This is a genomic window from Legionella nigrisilvae (assembly GCF_977063395.2).
Genome location: NZ_CDRUGZ020000045.1, coordinates 47,010 through 62,522 on the forward strand (window position 1 = coordinate 47,010; position 15,513 = coordinate 62,522).

A 15,513-nucleotide genomic window follows, 5' to 3' on the forward strand; every position below is an offset into this window, starting at 1 on the left:
ATGATGCCGACGAATATGATAATACTCTTGATGGGTATTGCAGGTACCGGTAAAAAAACCATAGGCGAGGCAATTACAACGCTGGCCCCTCAGTTTCGATTAGCGCATCACCATGCTTGGATCGATCCGGTTCTAAAACTTTTAGGTAACGATGCTCAAGTATTTTGGTCTCTTGATGATAAAGGATGGGCAGCGCTTAACAAAGCTCGTGATGTGATTTTTGATACGATGACTGCGGTTTGCTCTAAAGAAGCGAGCTTTGTTATTACCTATGAGCTCTTAGCGAATAATTCTTGGCATCAGGAATTTTTTAATCAAGTACAAACCGTTGCTCAAAAACGGGGAGCTGTGTTTGTTCCTATCCGACTGATTTGTAATGGTGCAGAGCTTGTTAAACGCTTAAAAGACTCAGATAGAAAAGGCTATTTTAAAACACAAGATGAGGCGCTTATTACAAAAAGATTGTTTGAAGAAGACGTTTATTTTAGCAAAGAGCCGTATGAAATGACTCTAGATGTGAGCCTCCTTTCAGCAGAGGAGTCAGCGCGTTGTATTTTGGATTGGACTTCCTTAGTTTATGGGAGTAAAAATCAGAATCTGGAATTTAAACCATTGAGTCAAAAAGATTTGAACTTAATGACCCAATGGTTTGCAGAGCCTACAGTGAAACAAGGGTATGCACGAAATCAACAGTTTTCTTTGGAAGATATTAGGGCAAAGTACTTACCCCGCATTGAAGGCATGGATCCAGTCCCGAGTTTTATTATTTATTTGGATCAAAAACCAATTGGTTTTATTCAATATTACTGTCTTGCCGACCATTTACCCGAAGGAATTTCAGGACATAATGCTTCCTTGTTTGACAAGGCTACACCTGAACAATTGGCTGGTATCGACCTTTTTATTGCAGAGCCATCGTGTCGTGGAGTAGGGTTGGGTAGACAAATTATAAGGCATTTTATTGCAAAACAACTCTACAGATTTAAAGCCGTTGTCGTTGATCCTCAAATTGGAAACGAACAAGCCATAGCGTGCTATCAAAAGGCTGGTTTTGTTCCCACGCAATACAGTGAAGATCCCAATTACCTACTCATGATAAACATGCTTACTTATAGAGGGTCCCATGAATATTCTTGAAACTCCCCGTCTGATTTTACGAACATGGCAGGAAGCTGATCTTGATCCTATGGCACTTATTGATCAAGACAAAAAAGTATGCCAATTTTTACCAGGAATAGGGAGTAAGAGTGCTACAAAAGCAGGCATTGAGCGGATTATTGCACATTATAAAGAGAAGGGATTTTCTTTGTATGCTGTTGAACTGAAAAGTACAGGGGAAATGATAGGATTTTTAGGGTTAATGACCCCTTCTTTTGAAGCGGACTTTACTCCCTCTGTTGAAATCGGCTGGAGACTTTCCTCAACACATTGGAATCAGGGTTATGCTACGGAAGGAGCAAAAGCAGTTTTGCATTATGCCTTTACCTCTTTAAATATTCCCGAAGTAGTTTCATTTACAACAGTGAATAATCTAGCTTCAAGACGTGTTATGGAAAAAATTGGTTTACATCACAATACCAAGGATGATTTTGACCATCCCAAATTGGAGCCTAATAGTCCCTTGAGACGACATGTGCTTTATCGATTATCCAGGGCTGATTATCTAAACAACAAAGGTATTCAAGCATGATTTGGGAGATCACGTTAAAAAAAATTACGGATACAACAGCGAACCATGCGGCGCAAAAATGGGTAAAAAACCCTACCCATCTTAAGCTTATCAATAATCAAATTAACTGTGTTTATCGATTTGAATCTAATGGACAAGGATTTTACCTACGCATGACGCATGAAAAAATACGAAAAGCTCGCGAACTTTTGAGTGCCATTGATTTTCAGAAGTATTTATTTTTGTGTGGTACGCCTATTTGTGAACCGGTGGTATCTCAAGAAGGAAATGATGTTGAAACTGTGCACCAAGAGGATTTGGAATTTTTTGTTCATGTTTGCCGGGAGGTACCAGGGCAAATCATGCATTTTGATTATTCAGATAAAAAAGCTTATCTAACATGGGGAAGGGCTCTAGGGCTATTGCATCAAGCCTCGCAAAGTTATGTTGCAGAGAAACATCACTTTTTAACTTGGGAAGATTTGTGGCGTGAGACTTTGGATTATGCGCGTCAAGAAGAGTCCTTGATTCAGGATTTATATGAAACGATTACGACACGCTTCAAAACTTTTTCAATCGACTCATCTAATTTTGGCCTAACCCATGGGGACCATCGTCCTGGAAATGTGCTTTATGATGGTGAGAGCGTTCATCTGATTGATTTTGATGAGCCAGTATATCATTGGTATCTTGCCGATATTGCCAAACCTTTTTTGGACTTATGCAATAAACCATGGCCTCTCTGGCAACCACTGTTTGAATGGTTTATAGAAGGATATAGGCAAATCCGGCCATTGAGCTCAGAAGAATTAAAAGAAGTGAATCATTTTTCGCAAATGAAAAGCTTAGATATCTACCTCTGGTGTAAATACAACTGGTTTGAAGAAACAGCTCCAGGAGGAAAGCCAGGGGATGAATGGCTTCATGACTTAAAAACTATGGCATTAACCCCTTTGTTTTATGTGCCATAACCGATTAAGGGAACTCCTATTGAGGTGGGTAATGAATAATATCATGGATGCGCGATAGCTCATTGGTTGGATTTCGGTAGCCATGCGGTTGATTGGCATTAAAACGCAGTCCTTCTCCTTTGGAAAGTGATTTCCAGAACCTACCTAACAAAATTTCAATGGTTCCATCCACAACAATGACATGCTCAATGACTCCATGTTTATGAGGAGGTGAAAGATGTTCGCATCCGGGCAATAACTCAATAACAAACAATTCAAAATGTAGCTGTTCATCAAAAGGAAACAGAGGAAGTACTCGTATTTTTTCATCATCTGGATGCAAAGTTTCAGCATGCCCTGTTCTATAAATAGGATTGGTTGAATCATCCAGACTGTCTTCAATAAACGATGAAAAGGAGGTTTGAAAGCCGCTCGCAATTTTCCATAGGGTAGAAATCGTTGGGCTTGACTCTTCGCGTTCAATTTGCCCAAGCATCGCTTTAGAAACGCCCGTTTCAAGCGCTGTTTTATCTAAGCTCCAACCTCGATCTTGTCTTAATGATTTTAGTATTTTTGCAATGCGGTTTGAAATTTCTTGCATTATGTCCCTTATTAAAAAAAGCTTGTGCGTTTTAGCGCACAAGTATATACTGGTTTATTATGCGTTATAACGCACGAATTGTGAAGTAGATTGTGGAGGATTGTATGGTTGAACACCCTTTTAAAAACAAACTGGTTGCAGTGCTTAACAAACGTATCGAGCCTGGCAAAGTAATGAATGCACTTGCTCATATGTGTATTGGTTTAGGCGCTGTGATTGGTACAGAAGAACTGCGTTTAACCGATTATCGAGATGCAGACGGAGGCTCTCACCCGTATATTTCAGAAATCCCTTTTATAATTCTTTGTGAGAATTCCAACAAAATTAGAACATTACGCCAGAATGCTTTAGCAAAAAATGTTCTCTTTAATGATTTTACCGATACGATGACTGTTGGGTCCTATCAAGAGCAAATTGAAAGAACGGCACAGGTTAAAGAGAACGATCTGATTTATTATGGCATTGTCTTGTTTGGGGATTGGGACGTAGTGACAGAGCTCACTAGAAAGTGTTCTTTGTGGCGATGATGGGATGGTGATAAGCGATGAATAAAGAGAAAAAGTTAAGTAAACGCGCGCAAATCATACAAGATTTTTTATCTCAAAAAGGGATATCGTGTGAGGTCAAAGAACTTGATTCGAGCACTCGCACGGCAAAAGATGCTGCTGATACTTTAAGATGTGGTGTTGCTCAAATTGTGAAGTCATTACTATTTTGCACAGAAAAAACCAACAAGCCAGTATTAGTATTAGCAAGTGGTGTTAATCGTGTGAATGAGAGCTTGATTGTTAGTCTCATCAATGAACCTATTGGGAAAGCTGATGCAGATTTTACACGAGAAATCACTGGTTTTGCGATTGGTGGAGTTCCTCCCGTTGGCCATAAAAACGTTATTGATACGGTTCTTATTGATGAAGATTTGTTATGCCATGAAGTTCTTTGGGCTGCAGCAGGAACGCCCAATGCAGTGTTTTCATTATCTCCTGAAACATTGAAACAGCTAACAAATGGGATGGTGGTAAAGATTAGAGAGTAAGTCATGCAAAAAATATTCTGGGATAATCCCTATCAACGCCAATTAATGACTAAAGTGGTGTCAGTCAATGAGAATCGACTACTTTTTGCAGAGACTATTGGTTTTTCGTTTTCCGGTGGTCAGGAAAGTGATACAGTCCGCGTGAACGGCCTGATAGTCACTCATTCTGAAATAGAAGATCACTTGATTTATTATACATTACCTGCGGAGCATGGACTTTCTAAAGGCGATGTTGTCCTTATGGAAATTGACTTTGTTCGTCGTTATAAATTGATGCGCCTTCATTTTGCTGCTGAATTAATCTTAGAGCTTGTCCAAAGAATGCTGCCCGTTGAAAAAATAGGTGCTCATATTGCTGAGCATAAGGCTAGAATTGATTTTAGCTATCAGCACAATATTTCGGATATCTTTGACTCTCTTTTGTTTGAATACAATCAAATTATTGCAAAAGATATGCTTATTCACACTGGATTTTCTGATGAGAAGAGTCAAATGCGTTATTGGGAAATCGAAGGATTTTCTAAGGTTTCTTGTGGTGGAACACATGTAAAATCAACCGCTGAAGTGGGTTATATTACGTTAAAAAGGTCGAATGTGGGTAAAGGTAAAGAACGAATTGAAATTTATCTGGTACAATAAATTCAGCTTAAACATAAAGTGTCTTAATCAAAAAAGTAGCTTAATACTACGGGAGTTATGAGTGAATGCAGAAGAAATTACAGTTTTAAATGATTTAAAAAACGATATAAATCAATTGCTGGGATTTCATGAAGAAACACCAAGGATTAATTATGGTCCTTGTGGCGCGTTTGCTAAATTATTTTTTGATGCTTGGAATGACCGCTTTCAGGATAAAGTGCATATTGTTTTTGTGATGATGAAATCCCATGAAGAGTGCTGGCACATTGCATTGCGCATGCCTTCAGGAGAACTTTATGATGGAGGAGTTGGCCTTCATTGTGAAGAAACTTATGGAGAAGATTACTTGTTTGAAGACATGATCGAATATGATCATGAACGTTTGGAAAAATGGTCTTATGGTCTTGAACGTGATTATCCACGTTTTTGTCCTGATTTTAATAAACAAGTGGTGAATTCATTGATTATTCATCATCTAGATCGATTGCGATCTCAAGAAAGTTGACTTAATGCGTTATTTACCTCAATAAGCAATTCAAAAATTAAGTAAAGAGCATTACTCAAAACCGCGTTTTGTTTTTTTGGACTGGCTCTGTTTCTCGATGGTGAATAACACAAGCCCAGATATTTGATGAGGATATCGCTATGAAACAAGAACACCAACTGATTTATGAGCTAGAGACTTCTCTTTTAAATCCGAAAACGAGAAAATCGATTACCCAACTGAAGCTACTGATTGCTGATAAATTTATCGAGTATGGGGCCTCTGGTTCAATTTACAATAAGAACGACCTACTTGATTCTCTTCCAGAAGAAGAGTCACGAAGTTATATGGTTAATGACTTTTCAGTATTAGAGGTGTCGCCCGAAGTCATGTTGGCAACTTATAAGGTTACTGTTGCCTCAAAAAGTTCCTTACGTTCTTCGCTCTGGCAATACAAACACAACCGTTGGCAAATGGTGTTTCATCAAGGCACGCCTTGCCAAGAGGAATAATTCATTTTTACAGGTATTAAGATGATAACGATAGCCTATCTAAAACATCACTCCGATTGCATTCCAGAGCTTGCTAAGATTTGGCATGAAGTATTAGGAAAAATTTGGGTTCCTGATGTGCCCACTTCGCGTGTAGAAGAAAATTTACGAAATCATTTAAACATCGAGCAGTTACCGCTCACTGTTGTTGCTTTTGATGAAGATAAACCTGTTGGGATGTGCTCTTTACGCGTGAATGATGGGATCCGTCCTGAACTAACTCCCTGGCTAGGCTCGTTAGTGGTAGCGCCAGGCCATCAAAAACAAGGTATTGCAAGACAGCTTATTCTTCGAGTAAAAGAAGAAGCCCAAACATTAGGGTTTAAAAATCTTTATCTTTTTGCTTTTGATCCTACCATTCCAGAATATTACAGTCGTCTTGGTTGGCGCACGATTGGCATGGATGAATTTAAAGGACATCCTGTCACCGTCATGGAGATAATATTGTGAAGATTAGACAATTGTTTGATGCGGATTGGAATATATGGAAAGAAATACGTTTAGAGGCTCTGGCCAACTCACCAGAAAGCTTTGGCTCTTCTTATGACGAGGAAGCGTTAATGTCCGATACTGATTTTCAAAATGGATTAAGTAAAGGATACGTATTAGGTGCCTTTGTTGATGATTTATTAGTGTCTTGTGCTGGATTCTATAAGCTTAATTCACTTAAAACCAAACACCGTGGTGTACTTTGGGGTATGTATACTCGTCTTGAATACAGAGGGAAAGGTATTGCAACAGCATTAATTCAGACCCTGATACAACATGCAAAAACCTGCGTTACTCAATTGCACTTAACCTGTGTTACGAGCAATTTTGTGGCCCGCGCTTTTTATCAAAAGCAAGGGTTTCGAATTTATGGTACTGAACCTAAAGCACTTAAAATTAATGATACCTTCTATGATGAATATTTAATGGTATTGGATTTTAAAGAGGAACCCATGAAAAAACTAGATACCTATCAGAGCCTGTGTACTGAAGTATATGATTTAAGTAAACCCAATGTGCCACAAGATGCGTACTCTTTTTACCGAAGCTATGCTGTAGAGGCTAAAGGCACCATTTTAGAGCCTATGTGTGGTACGGGTCGATTTTTATTGCCTTTGGCTGAAGAAGGATTTGATGTTCAGGGCTTTGATGCAAGTCAACCGATGCTTGAGCGACTGCATGCAAAAGCAAGGAGCAAAAATCTTAATCCAAAAGTCTGGTATGGTTTTATTGAAGATTTAAATCAATCTGAGAAGTACTCTTTGATTTTTATACCCAGTGGTTCATTTTGTCTCATTACTGAAAAGGCGGATATCCAAAAAGCCTTAAAAATCATTTATGAGCACCTAGAAGATAAAGGACTTTTTGTATTTGAAGTAGAAACACGCTATGCAGTTCCTAATGAATTAGGTATATGGAGAGGCTCAAGATGGCCCAAAGAAGATGGAACTCTCATCGTATTAAGTCAATTAGCCATGCTCAATGAAGAGGTTTGTTACTCTATCGGCAAATACGAGTTGATTGAAAACAACCGTGTGATTCAAACAGAGGTAGAGGAATATAAAATTCGCATTTATCAAAACTCTTCTTTCTTGCACAATTTGCTTACTGAGGTTGGTTTTAGCAATGTACGGATGGTTAAAGGATTTGACCGAAACGCGCCACCTGATGAAAAAGACGAAAGTATTGTTTTTGAATGCAGAAAATAATTGAGGTAATAAATGAAGATTCTATGTCCAGCACCACTGCAAAAAGGAGATATCGTAGGGCTTATTTCACCGTCGAGCCCTATTATGGAACAGGATATAGAAGCGGGAGTTCATTTATTAAAGTTGAATGGATTTAAGGTAAAGTATGCAAAGCATATGTTTGCATCAGAACGATTTTTAGCGGGAAAAGACAGTGAACGTGCCAATGATGTGATGGATTTCTTTAAAGATTCTGAAGTGAAAGCAATTATTGCAACCCGAGGCGGACAAGGTTCACAACGTATTTTACCTTTTTTAGACTATGAATTAATTAAGAGAAACCCAAAACAATTATTCGGGTTTAGTGATACCACCGCGTTGCAATTAGGCCTATTTAAAAACAGTGGCTTAGTAAGTTATACAGGATTTACTTTGACTATTCATTTGAGTACCCAGGTTAAAAAAACATTACTTTCTTCTTTATTAGGCCAAGAATACATAATTTCCAAAGGAATAAAGGTTCATGCAGGTGTTAGTCGAGGCCCTTTACTTGGTGGAAATTTAACTCTGATGACTAATTTAATGGGCACACCTTATCTGCCTAGTTTTAAAGAAAGTATTTTGTTGGTAGAAGACGTTGGTGTCGAGCCCTATAATATTGATGGCATGCTCTCCCAACTAGATTTAGCAGGAATTTTTGATGAAGTTTCTGGCGTTATTTTTGGTACATTTGAACACTGTAAAAGTAAGAACTCGCATCAGCATGATGGTACGGTAGAAGATGTAATCAATGAATGGGCTTCAAAATTAAAAGTACCTTGCATTAAAGAGTTTCCCTATGGGCACGGTAAGCAAAATTGCATTCTTCCAATTGGCAAAGTGGTTACTTTAGATGCAGATAATGCTTGCGTTACAATTCAAATTTAAAAAAAGAAATAACCACTACTGATGAGAACATTGTTTTAATAGAGGCATAAATGAATACACAAGAAATACCCAAAGAGTATCAACATATCTCTCCAGCAGGTGCTGAAGTTCGATTGCTGATGAATAATCATTTAGGTGGAATGGCTCACTGTACTTTGAAAGCAGGAACAATTTCCAAAGCAGTTCGTCATAAAACTGTATCTGAATTTTGGCATGTCCTTTCTGGTGACGGTGCAATTTGGCGTAAATTGAACGATGAAGAGAGTATTACGCCTTTAACACCTGGAGTCAGCATCGATATTCCCTTGGGAACACATTTTCAATATCGAAGTGATGCAGCAGATTTAGTGTTTATTTGCGTTACTATGCCACCTTGGTCAGGCAGTGATGAGGCAAGTTATGTGGAGCATGGTGCCTGGTCTCCTACAGTGGGATAAATTAAATGACTTTAAAGTTATCGTTTTTAGAAAATCCAAACCCTGATGATGTTCAAATATTAACAAATGGGATTAAGGCGTATGCCAAACAACAAAGAGGCTTCGAATCTTTAGATTTCTTTGCATGCTTTATTCGTGATGCAGACAATAGCATTGTGGGTGGTTGTAGTGGCGGAACACTCTATGGAGGTCTTCATGTCGATAATCTTTGGGTGAGTGAATCCATCAGACATCAAGGATGGGGAACAAAACTCATGCAAAAGGCATTGAAGTATGGTAGTGAGAAAGGCTGCGCTTTTGCAACAGTTAACACTATGGATTGGGAGGCAATAGAATTTTATAAAAAATTAGGGTTCAAACTTGAATTTGAGCGGCATGGATTTCAAAAAAATTCTATTTTTTATTTTTTGCGTAAAGAATTTCAAGAAACAACAGACATCGGGCTCTTAAATGGTGATTCAGTCTCCGGCTTAAGTCAAAGCCTAAAATCGCATGTATTAGAATCTGTAGTGAGAGAAGAGGCTGTCTCAATAAACAATGCACTCCATTTTAAATGGGGACAAGGTTGCGATGGATGGTGGTTAAAAAATGAGGGGCAGTTTAGTGTTATTTATGAAACGATGCCTGCTGGAAGTTGTGAGATAAAGCATTATCATCAGAAAACAGAACAATTTTTTTATTGTTTACAAGGACAATTGGTTATTGAGTTTGAAAATTATGAACAGGTGTTGCAGGAACAGGAAGGAATAACTATTAAAGCATGGGCAGCTCATAAAGTGAAAAACAGTTCCGGAAATTTGGTTTCTTTTTTGGTGATTTCATCTCCTAATCTATCCGGGGATAGAGTGAATCTGGAGTCCTAAAATGTCTGTTGAATTGATTATCCGCAAAGCAGTAATTGATGATGCTCAACATCTTCACCCTTTAATGGAGCAATTGGGCTATCCGCAATCGCCTGATGAGTTGCAAAGAAGACTTGAGCTATTTACTAATGAACTGCATTACGGTGTTCTTCTTGCGGAAATTGCTGGAAAAGTTGTTGGTTGGATTGCTTGGTCTAAGAGCTATCTTTTTGTTTCAGAAACAACAAGATTTCATATTGAAGGCCTTGTGGTCGACCAAGGATATCGTAATCAAGGAATAGGTAAAAAGCTTATGATTACTGTTGAGGAATTTGCCAGGCAGTTTAGTCCCTGTATCATTGATTTGACATCGGGACTTAGGCGAGCCAAAGAGGGCTCTCATGATTTTTACAAATCGCTTGGTTATCAGAATGAAGGTCATATGGCAAAACTGTATTTAAGGAAAGTGCTGTGAACATCAAAGAATTACAATCTGCTTTAAAAATTGAGACAGCAACATTAGATGATTATCCTATCATCCAAAATATGGCACGATTTTATGTATATGAACTCTCTCGTGACTGCGGTTTTATTTCAGAGGATTGGGCTTTGCCTCCCGATGGCCTTTATGAAAGCTTCGATTTTAAAAAATACTTTGAAGAGCCGACAAGAAAAGCCTTTCTGATTAAAGTAGGTAATGAATTAGCAGGTTTTGCCCTATTAAATCAAGAAGGAATTTACCCAGATACTATGTGGAATATGGGCGAGTTTTTCATTACTGCAAAGTTTCAAGGCAAAGGTTTAGGTTTTTTGGTTTCCTCTGAACTTTGGAACATGCATCCAGGCTTATGGGAAATTTCTGTGATTCCGGAAAATAAGCCAGCGCTTAACTTTTGGCGCAAAACTATTGCAAAAATTACAATGGGTAATTTCCAGGAAGAAATTAAAACAGTCAATTATGATCCACATCAGCCTCAGCGAGTTATTTTTCGTTTTGATAGTAATGTACAGAATGTAGGGGAACCTTTAGAAAGCAAGAAAGAATATCAAATCCAATTTGTTGATGAGCTTGATGAGACAACAGAAAACCGAATGACAAAGGGATTTGTTGCCTATGAGGCTCAGCATGGTATCGACGTCAATTATCGATGTTTTTCAGTGACTATTTCTTCTGCCCAAGGAGAAGTTTTTGGGGTGATTAATGCCTATACAGCATTTTCTGAAATTTATGTGGATGATATTTGGGTAGATAGCGCTTATCGTGGTAAAGGGTATGGTAAGCAGTTATTGCTTGCTCTAGAACATCATTTCAAAGGTCAGGGCTTTAATAATATCAATTTAGTGACTAGTGCATTTCAAGCGCCAGAATTTTATAAGAAATGCGGTTTTACAGCAGAATTTACGAGAATCAATAAAAAAAATCCCAAGTTAAGCAAAACATTTTTTGTTAAATTTTTTAATGAAGAGTTAGAAACACAAGGCATTCTTAAGGCGGTTCATAGTGAATAGAAGTCAGCTAGAAACAATCTGTAAAAAATTAAAGATAAACCAACCTTGTGACTTGCCTCAAAGAGTCTATGGCGGTCTTTTACATAAAATGTGGTATCTGGAGTGCAATGGCTCGCAGTTTGCTGTAAAACAACTCAATAGCAGGATCCAATTGACTGAAGAAGTTAAATCCCAATATGAATTGACAGAAGAGATAGCCTTCCTATTTTCCAAGCATACGATACCTGCAATCCATGCTCTAAAAATAGAAAATAATTATTTAATCCTTTCGGAAGATGAAGCTTTTCTTGTTTATCCTTGGATAGCAGCAAAAGCATTAAATAAAGACGCTATATCTGAGGTGCATGCACTTAAAATAGCTGCCTTTTTGGCAAAAATTCATTGTATTAATCTTAATGTCCCTGAACTAAGCACTCAAGAATTTGATATTCATACCAATGAAAAAATTAGTGTGTTAATAGACCAGTCAGCAAGCCAAAATTTGGTGTTTAAAGAGCAATTAAAAAGTAATCAACGAATTATAATTGAGCTTAATGAGCTCTATCAAAAAGTAATACCTATTTTACAAAGTAGTAGTGTAGTAACCCATGGCGATCTGGATCAAAAAAATGTTTTATGGGATAAAAATGATACTCCATTTCTCATCGATTGGGAGTCTGCGCGAAAACTTAATCCTACCTATGAAATAGTCAATTGTGCTCTTGATTGGAGTGGAATTACTACCCCATTTTTTCATAAATCTTTATTTATAAAAATGCTAAAAATATATGCATCATCTGGATTAACTATAAATCAGGATCATTTAGAGGCCGCCTTTTATGGTGTTCTTGGTAATTGGATCAATTGGCTGGTGTATAATATAGAGCGTTCTTTTAGCTCTGATAGCGAGCAGCAGAATATTGGTGTTGAACAGGTTCTTCAGGTTTTGCCTACTATTATTCAAGTCAAGGCGAGTATTACAGAATTAACTCAATTAGTAACACGTGAATTAAGAATAAACTGTTAACTTTATTCAACTTTGATTACCATATCGCACGAAATTAACTTAAGTTTCAAGGAATGCTTCATGATGAATACTAAAGCGCTATTTCCTCGTTTTGTTCCCATTCAATCGGATTTTACCCGCAATAGTGATATTGAACAGGTTGCAAAAATTATTAATGAATCTGATATACCGCTTCATCTTTTAGTTCATAATGCAGGAATGAAAAGCCCTCCACGTCCGTTAACTGAATATGATTGTGACAGTATTGACGCAGTGTTCCAGGTTAATTTATTAGCTCCCATGAAACTAACAGCACTTCTCGCGGTAGGGATGCCTGAGAAGTCTCGGATTTTATTTGTTACATCAAGGGCAGCCACTTTGAAACTTAAAGAAAGTTCAACATACTGTGCCAGTAAAGCAGGTTTGGATGAAGTAACGGCTATTGTGAGAAAAGAGTTAGCCGAGAAAAATATCGGTGTGTTTTGTGTTATTCCAGGGGAAGTGGATACAAGAATTCAAAAAATTTTAAGAGAAACAACTTCATTTCATTTGCATAAAATGTTTGATGAGGCTTATCAGTCCGGTCACTTAATAAGTCCAGAAACTTGCGGGGAATTCCTTAAATGGATTCTTTGCGGCTTATCTTTTGATGAATTTAAGCAAAGCAATATGCCAGTTTCTATCTATGAAGAATGGCATCATCCATTCTGGCTTAGAGATAAGAGTCAGCTACCTCCCTTTCCTTTCTAATTCATTTATGAATTTTTACGATCAGTTCCAATAAAAGATCAACTTCGGAAAATAGATGCTTCGTTTGTTCTGTTCTTTTTCAAGGTATATTTCTTTTATGGGGGATATGCCTTTACTCTTTCTTCAATTGTTTTCTCAAATAGATCCGATCATGTCCTTCTAGGTATTTGTTAATTGTTCCTAAATGCTGATAGCCTTGTTTTAAATAAAACCCTTCTGCCTGAAAAGAAAAAGTATCTAATGTTGATGCTGGAATCCCTCGTTTAATTGCTTCGACTTCAACGTTGCGTAATATCTCAGCACCAATACCAAGACCACGGTATTCTTCATTAACCCAGAGGACATCAACGTATATTGAGCTTTTATGAGCATATACAATAGCACCGCCAATAATAGTACCTTCGTTATCTTTCACATAGATTGAGTAACGCTCTGGTTTGGTTCCCGTAAAAGGAGCATTAAAATTTACTATCCCATCACGAATAATTTTATCTTGCTGTTCTAGTAGCTTGGGGTCTATAACAAGCTCTAGTTGGTAATTTGCGGCTTGATTCATGAGTTATATCTTCTAAAATTAGTTTGAATACAATAAATCATCGATAACTTCCATAGTAATTTCGGGTAGTTTTTGCGTTTGATCAATACTCTCTTGAATGGTTATAAGCGCTTTTTTAATGTCATCAGGTAACATCTCAGATGGTGCATTGTCGCCTGGCCAAGAAGCATCTCGAGTCGCTTTATCTGGCCAACGAGAATAGGCAAGCCACATACCATCGTTAGTTTTATGCAGGCAAGAACCTAACGCTCCGCGATATTGCACAAAATAGGAAGCGACCTGATGCCAGGCCTTTTGATACTCCATCTCAAGCCCAGGCTTAATAAAGGCTCGGTAAATAACAGCAAAACATTTTTTTGAAAGTCGTTTAAATTGTTCTAGTGCTTCTTCAGGTGTTAAATCTTGGTTCCCTAAAACCTCTTCTGCTTTGAATATGTTTATCCTTTTGGGAATTGAAAACTGGGAAGTAAAGTACATCTGATCAAGGCCTATTCCAAAAGCACAATGCTTATAACCGAGAACACGAAAGTAATTAATTGGTTGCTGGTTCTTATTAGCTAAGACGTAGTTTCTGAATTTGGGATTATAAAACCCATAAGTCATGTAATAATGAATACCTTGGCTTTCAAGATAGTGAACGATGTGAACCAAATTTTGGTGCAGTTTTTCAGGTGAATAAAGTTCAGTATACATCCCAGCTTTTTCAAACGTTGAGTGCTCATTCTCTGGATAAGGAGGATTCAGCGCCACAAAATCACCAGGTGTCGCGATCGAAATCACGTCCATAAAATCACCACTTCTGAATGAAACTTGATTTACATTAAGAAGGTTAGATACTCGGTCAATCTCACACAAGAACATTTCCAACGACAAATTTGCATGTTCAAGAAATCGATTGGCGTTTTTTCCTTCAAATAATTCACCTTCGCGATAGATAATATTCAGTTCTTTATCATAAAAAAGAATTCCTCCCCATGAATGATTGATGATAAAGGGGAGCAATAATGGTTTTTCCTCATCAGTTGTCTGGTTGTAATTCTCAATCACTTTAAGGAAAAAATCTTTCTTCGATAGGGAAACATCATATTTTTCTATTAACGCAGCATAAGAGGTTTTAACAAGCGTAGGATTGTCTCTAATTAATTGAAGTATATTAATCAGAACTTTATTGCTGTCATTGACAATATATTCTTCTGCAAGGCCAACCTCCATTGCAGCCAAGCTCCAAGAAGCAGAACCTGAAAAAGGCTCAATAGCTTTCTTGTATTTTTGGCCTTTATTATTCGCCAATAATACAGAGAAATGTTCATTCAACCAGCTGGTATCAGGGGACATATGTCCTGTTAAATCTGGAAGAGTGAGGTACCTATTTCCGAGGTAGTGGAGTGGTCCCCCATGATTTTGATTTAATTGAATAGTATTTGGGCTCATAATAACCACTATGCAGTAAATATAACTATGAAGCGGCACATCTTAACATGAAACAAACAATTTTTTTATTCTCTTGAATAAAATGACTATTGACCCTCACGTTGCGTGATAGCTTAGAATCATCAATTAAGGAGATGATGCTTATGAAATATTATCAAATTAAAGAAATCAGCCAAATGACCTCTCTTTCAATTCGGTCATTGCAATACTATGATGAAGTAGGTTTGTTAAAACCAACAAAGCGCTCTGATTCTGGCTATCGTTTGTATTCTGAAACTGATTTACTTATTTTACAACAAATTATCACCTTAAAATTCCTTGGATTCTCTTTATCTACTATTAAAGAAATCCTTGCGAATCCAAACTTTAATCTGGCCGCATCAATGAGCCTTCAAGCCCGCGAATTGAGTGAAAAGGCTAATAAAATAAATGAAGCAGCCTCTTTGTTAACGTATATTGCCAGTCAACTG

The 15,513-nt window shown here is 37.5% G+C and carries 20 protein-coding genes and 2 pseudogenes; 19 read left to right on the forward strand and 3 right to left on the reverse strand.

Annotated elements, in window-relative coordinates; genetic code table 11:
- Genes ACWTE2_RS33990 through ACWTE2_RS34000 form a run of 3 tightly spaced genes read left to right on the forward strand, consistent with a single transcriptional unit; the run spans window position 1 to window position 2,640 of the window.
- Entirely contained in the window at window positions 1-1,137 is a 1,137-nt protein-coding gene (locus ACWTE2_RS33990) for a GNAT family N-acetyltransferase (protein WP_014845026.1), read from the forward strand.
- Window positions 1,124-1,690, forward strand: coding sequence for a GNAT family N-acetyltransferase (locus tag ACWTE2_RS33995; protein ID WP_014845027.1), 567 nt, complete (start codon window positions 1,124-1,126; stop codon window positions 1,688-1,690). Before ACWTE2_RS33990 ends, ACWTE2_RS33995 begins: the two co-directional genes overlap by 14 nt.
- The gene (locus ACWTE2_RS34000) at window positions 1,687-2,640 is read left to right on the forward strand and encodes a phosphotransferase enzyme family protein (RefSeq protein WP_014845028.1); all 954 of its coding nucleotides are present in this window, start codon (window positions 1,687-1,689) and stop codon (window positions 2,638-2,640) included. Before ACWTE2_RS33995 ends, ACWTE2_RS34000 begins: the two co-directional genes overlap by 4 nt.
- A 16-nt stretch (window positions 2,641-2,656) precedes the next feature.
- Here ACWTE2_RS34000 and ACWTE2_RS34005 read toward each other — a convergent pair whose 3' ends face one another.
- A complete protein-coding gene (locus ACWTE2_RS34005) occupies window positions 2,657-3,220 on the reverse strand; it encodes a helix-turn-helix domain-containing protein (RefSeq protein WP_014845029.1) in 564 nt (187 codons plus the stop codon).
- Between the two features lie 104 nt (window positions 3,221-3,324).
- Here ACWTE2_RS34005 and ACWTE2_RS34010 point away from each other — a divergent pair, with 104 nt between their 5' ends.
- From ACWTE2_RS34010 to ACWTE2_RS34080, 15 genes and pseudogenes are all read left to right on the forward strand, one after another.
- Window positions 3,325-3,747, forward strand: a complete 423-nt coding sequence (locus ACWTE2_RS34010; RefSeq protein ID WP_014845030.1) for a DUF2000 domain-containing protein — start codon at window positions 3,325-3,327, stop codon at window positions 3,745-3,747.
- 17 nt (window positions 3,748-3,764) lie between these two features.
- On the forward strand, window positions 3,765-4,256 hold the full coding sequence (locus tag ACWTE2_RS34015; RefSeq protein WP_014845031.1) for a YbaK/EbsC family protein: 492 nt from the start codon (window positions 3,765-3,767) through the stop codon (window positions 4,254-4,256).
- A 3-nt stretch (window positions 4,257-4,259) separates the two neighbouring features.
- Window positions 4,260-4,895, forward strand: a complete 636-nt coding sequence (locus tag ACWTE2_RS34020) for an alanyl-tRNA editing protein (protein WP_014845032.1) — start codon at window positions 4,260-4,262, stop codon at window positions 4,893-4,895.
- Window positions 4,896-4,956: 61 nt separating this feature from the next.
- Window positions 4,957-5,400, forward strand: coding sequence for a hypothetical protein (locus ACWTE2_RS34025; protein ID WP_014845033.1), 444 nt, complete (start codon window positions 4,957-4,959; stop codon window positions 5,398-5,400).
- 140 nt (window positions 5,401-5,540) lie between these two features.
- Window positions 5,541-5,891 carry a nuclear transport factor 2 family protein gene (locus tag ACWTE2_RS34030; protein WP_014845034.1) on the forward strand — a complete coding sequence of 117 codons (351 nt, stop codon included), beginning with the start codon at window positions 5,541-5,543 and terminating at the stop codon, window positions 5,889-5,891.
- Window positions 5,892-5,912: 21 nt separating this feature from the next.
- Entirely contained in the window at window positions 5,913-6,380 is a 468-nt protein-coding gene (locus tag ACWTE2_RS34035; protein WP_014845035.1) for a GNAT family N-acetyltransferase, read from the forward strand.
- Window positions 6,377-6,829, forward strand: a pseudogene (locus ACWTE2_RS34040) (GNAT family N-acetyltransferase); the annotation flags it as partial. The gene ACWTE2_RS34035 and the pseudogene ACWTE2_RS34040, both read left to right, overlap by 4 nt.
- Window positions 6,830-6,871: 42 nt before the next feature.
- Entirely contained in the window at window positions 6,872-7,627 is a 756-nt protein-coding gene (locus tag ACWTE2_RS34045) for a class I SAM-dependent DNA methyltransferase (RefSeq protein ID WP_029489094.1), read from the forward strand.
- A gap of 12 nt (window positions 7,628-7,639) precedes the next feature.
- Window positions 7,640-8,533 carry a S66 peptidase family protein gene (locus tag ACWTE2_RS34050; RefSeq protein ID WP_014845037.1) on the forward strand — a complete coding sequence of 298 codons (894 nt, stop codon included), beginning with the start codon at window positions 7,640-7,642 and terminating at the stop codon, window positions 8,531-8,533.
- 50 nt (window positions 8,534-8,583) lie between these two features.
- Entirely contained in the window at window positions 8,584-8,970 is a 387-nt protein-coding gene (locus ACWTE2_RS34055; RefSeq protein WP_014845038.1) for a cupin domain-containing protein, read from the forward strand.
- Window positions 8,971-8,975: 5 nt separating this feature from the next.
- Window positions 8,976-9,833, forward strand: coding sequence for a GNAT family N-acetyltransferase (locus tag ACWTE2_RS34060; protein ID WP_014845039.1), 858 nt, complete (start codon window positions 8,976-8,978; stop codon window positions 9,831-9,833).
- A 1-nt stretch (window position 9,834) separates the two neighbouring features.
- Entirely contained in the window at window positions 9,835-10,287 is a 453-nt protein-coding gene (locus ACWTE2_RS34065; protein WP_014845040.1) for a GNAT family N-acetyltransferase, read from the forward strand.
- On the forward strand, window positions 10,284-11,321 hold the full coding sequence (locus ACWTE2_RS34070; protein ID WP_014845041.1) for a GNAT family N-acetyltransferase: 1,038 nt from the start codon (window positions 10,284-10,286) through the stop codon (window positions 11,319-11,321). Before ACWTE2_RS34065 ends, ACWTE2_RS34070 begins: the two co-directional genes overlap by 4 nt.
- Entirely contained in the window at window positions 11,314-12,327 is a 1,014-nt protein-coding gene (locus ACWTE2_RS34075) for an aminoglycoside phosphotransferase family protein (protein ID WP_014845042.1), read from the forward strand. The genes ACWTE2_RS34070 and ACWTE2_RS34075 overlap by 8 nt, the downstream gene beginning before the upstream one ends.
- 60 nt (window positions 12,328-12,387) lie before the next feature.
- Window positions 12,388-13,056, forward strand: a complete 669-nt coding sequence (locus ACWTE2_RS34080) for an SDR family oxidoreductase (RefSeq protein ID WP_014845043.1) — start codon at window positions 12,388-12,390, stop codon at window positions 13,054-13,056.
- A 112-nt stretch (window positions 13,057-13,168) separates the two neighbouring features.
- Here the strand turns inward: ACWTE2_RS34080 and ACWTE2_RS34085 are convergent, their stop codons facing one another.
- Both ACWTE2_RS34085 and ACWTE2_RS34090 read right to left on the reverse strand, forming a co-directional pair.
- Window positions 13,169-13,612 (reverse strand): GNAT family N-acetyltransferase, encoded by a 444-nt coding sequence (locus ACWTE2_RS34085; protein WP_014845044.1) that lies wholly within the window; start codon window positions 13,610-13,612, stop codon window positions 13,169-13,171.
- 18 nt (window positions 13,613-13,630) lie between these two features.
- On the reverse strand, window positions 13,631-15,043 hold the full coding sequence (locus tag ACWTE2_RS34090; protein WP_019350465.1) for a DNA adenine methylase: 1,413 nt from the start codon (window positions 15,041-15,043) through the stop codon (window positions 13,631-13,633).
- A gap of 176 nt (window positions 15,044-15,219) precedes the next feature.
- On the opposite strand from ACWTE2_RS34090, the pseudogene ACWTE2_RS34095 reads away from it, so the two are divergent.
- Window positions 15,220-15,339 (forward strand): annotated as a pseudogene (locus ACWTE2_RS34095) (MerR family DNA-binding transcriptional regulator); the annotation flags it as partial.
- Window positions 15,340-15,513 lie beyond the last annotated feature (174 nt).

What these genes read in the sequence shown, in the direction of transcription:
- ACWTE2_RS33990 (WP_014845026.1), top strand. Translation starts at nt 1, where the DNA reads ATGATGCCGACGAATATGATAATACTCTTGATGGGTATTGCAGGTACC.
- ACWTE2_RS33995 (WP_014845027.1), top strand. Translation starts at nt 1,124, where the DNA reads ATGAATATTCTTGAAACTCCCCGTCTGATTTTACGAACATGGCAGGAA.
- ACWTE2_RS34000 (WP_014845028.1), top strand. Translation starts at nt 1,687, where the DNA reads ATGATTTGGGAGATCACGTTAAAAAAAATTACGGATACAACAGCGAAC.
- ACWTE2_RS34005 (WP_014845029.1), bottom strand. Translation starts at nt 3,220, where the DNA reads ATGCAAGAAATTTCAAACCGCATTGCAAAAATACTAAAATCATTAAGA.
- ACWTE2_RS34010 (WP_014845030.1), top strand. Translation starts at nt 3,325, where the DNA reads ATGGTTGAACACCCTTTTAAAAACAAACTGGTTGCAGTGCTTAACAAA.
- ACWTE2_RS34015 (WP_014845031.1), top strand. Translation starts at nt 3,765, where the DNA reads ATGAATAAAGAGAAAAAGTTAAGTAAACGCGCGCAAATCATACAAGAT.
- ACWTE2_RS34020 (WP_014845032.1), top strand. Translation starts at nt 4,260, where the DNA reads ATGCAAAAAATATTCTGGGATAATCCCTATCAACGCCAATTAATGACT.
- ACWTE2_RS34030 (WP_014845034.1), top strand. Translation starts at nt 5,541, where the DNA reads ATGAAACAAGAACACCAACTGATTTATGAGCTAGAGACTTCTCTTTTA.
- ACWTE2_RS34035 (WP_014845035.1), top strand. Translation starts at nt 5,913, where the DNA reads ATGATAACGATAGCCTATCTAAAACATCACTCCGATTGCATTCCAGAG.
- ACWTE2_RS34045 (WP_029489094.1), top strand. Translation starts at nt 6,872, where the DNA reads ATGAAAAAACTAGATACCTATCAGAGCCTGTGTACTGAAGTATATGAT.
- ACWTE2_RS34050 (WP_014845037.1), top strand. Translation starts at nt 7,640, where the DNA reads ATGAAGATTCTATGTCCAGCACCACTGCAAAAAGGAGATATCGTAGGG.
- ACWTE2_RS34055 (WP_014845038.1), top strand. Translation starts at nt 8,584, where the DNA reads ATGAATACACAAGAAATACCCAAAGAGTATCAACATATCTCTCCAGCA.
- ACWTE2_RS34060 (WP_014845039.1), top strand. Translation starts at nt 8,976, where the DNA reads ATGACTTTAAAGTTATCGTTTTTAGAAAATCCAAACCCTGATGATGTT.
- ACWTE2_RS34065 (WP_014845040.1), top strand. Translation starts at nt 9,835, where the DNA reads ATGTCTGTTGAATTGATTATCCGCAAAGCAGTAATTGATGATGCTCAA.
- ACWTE2_RS34080 (WP_014845043.1), top strand. Translation starts at nt 12,388, where the DNA reads ATGATGAATACTAAAGCGCTATTTCCTCGTTTTGTTCCCATTCAATCG.
- ACWTE2_RS34085 (WP_014845044.1), bottom strand. Translation starts at nt 13,612, where the DNA reads ATGAATCAAGCCGCAAATTACCAACTAGAGCTTGTTATAGACCCCAAG.
- ACWTE2_RS34090 (WP_019350465.1), bottom strand. Translation starts at nt 15,043, where the DNA reads ATGAGCCCAAATACTATTCAATTAAATCAAAATCATGGGGGACCACTC.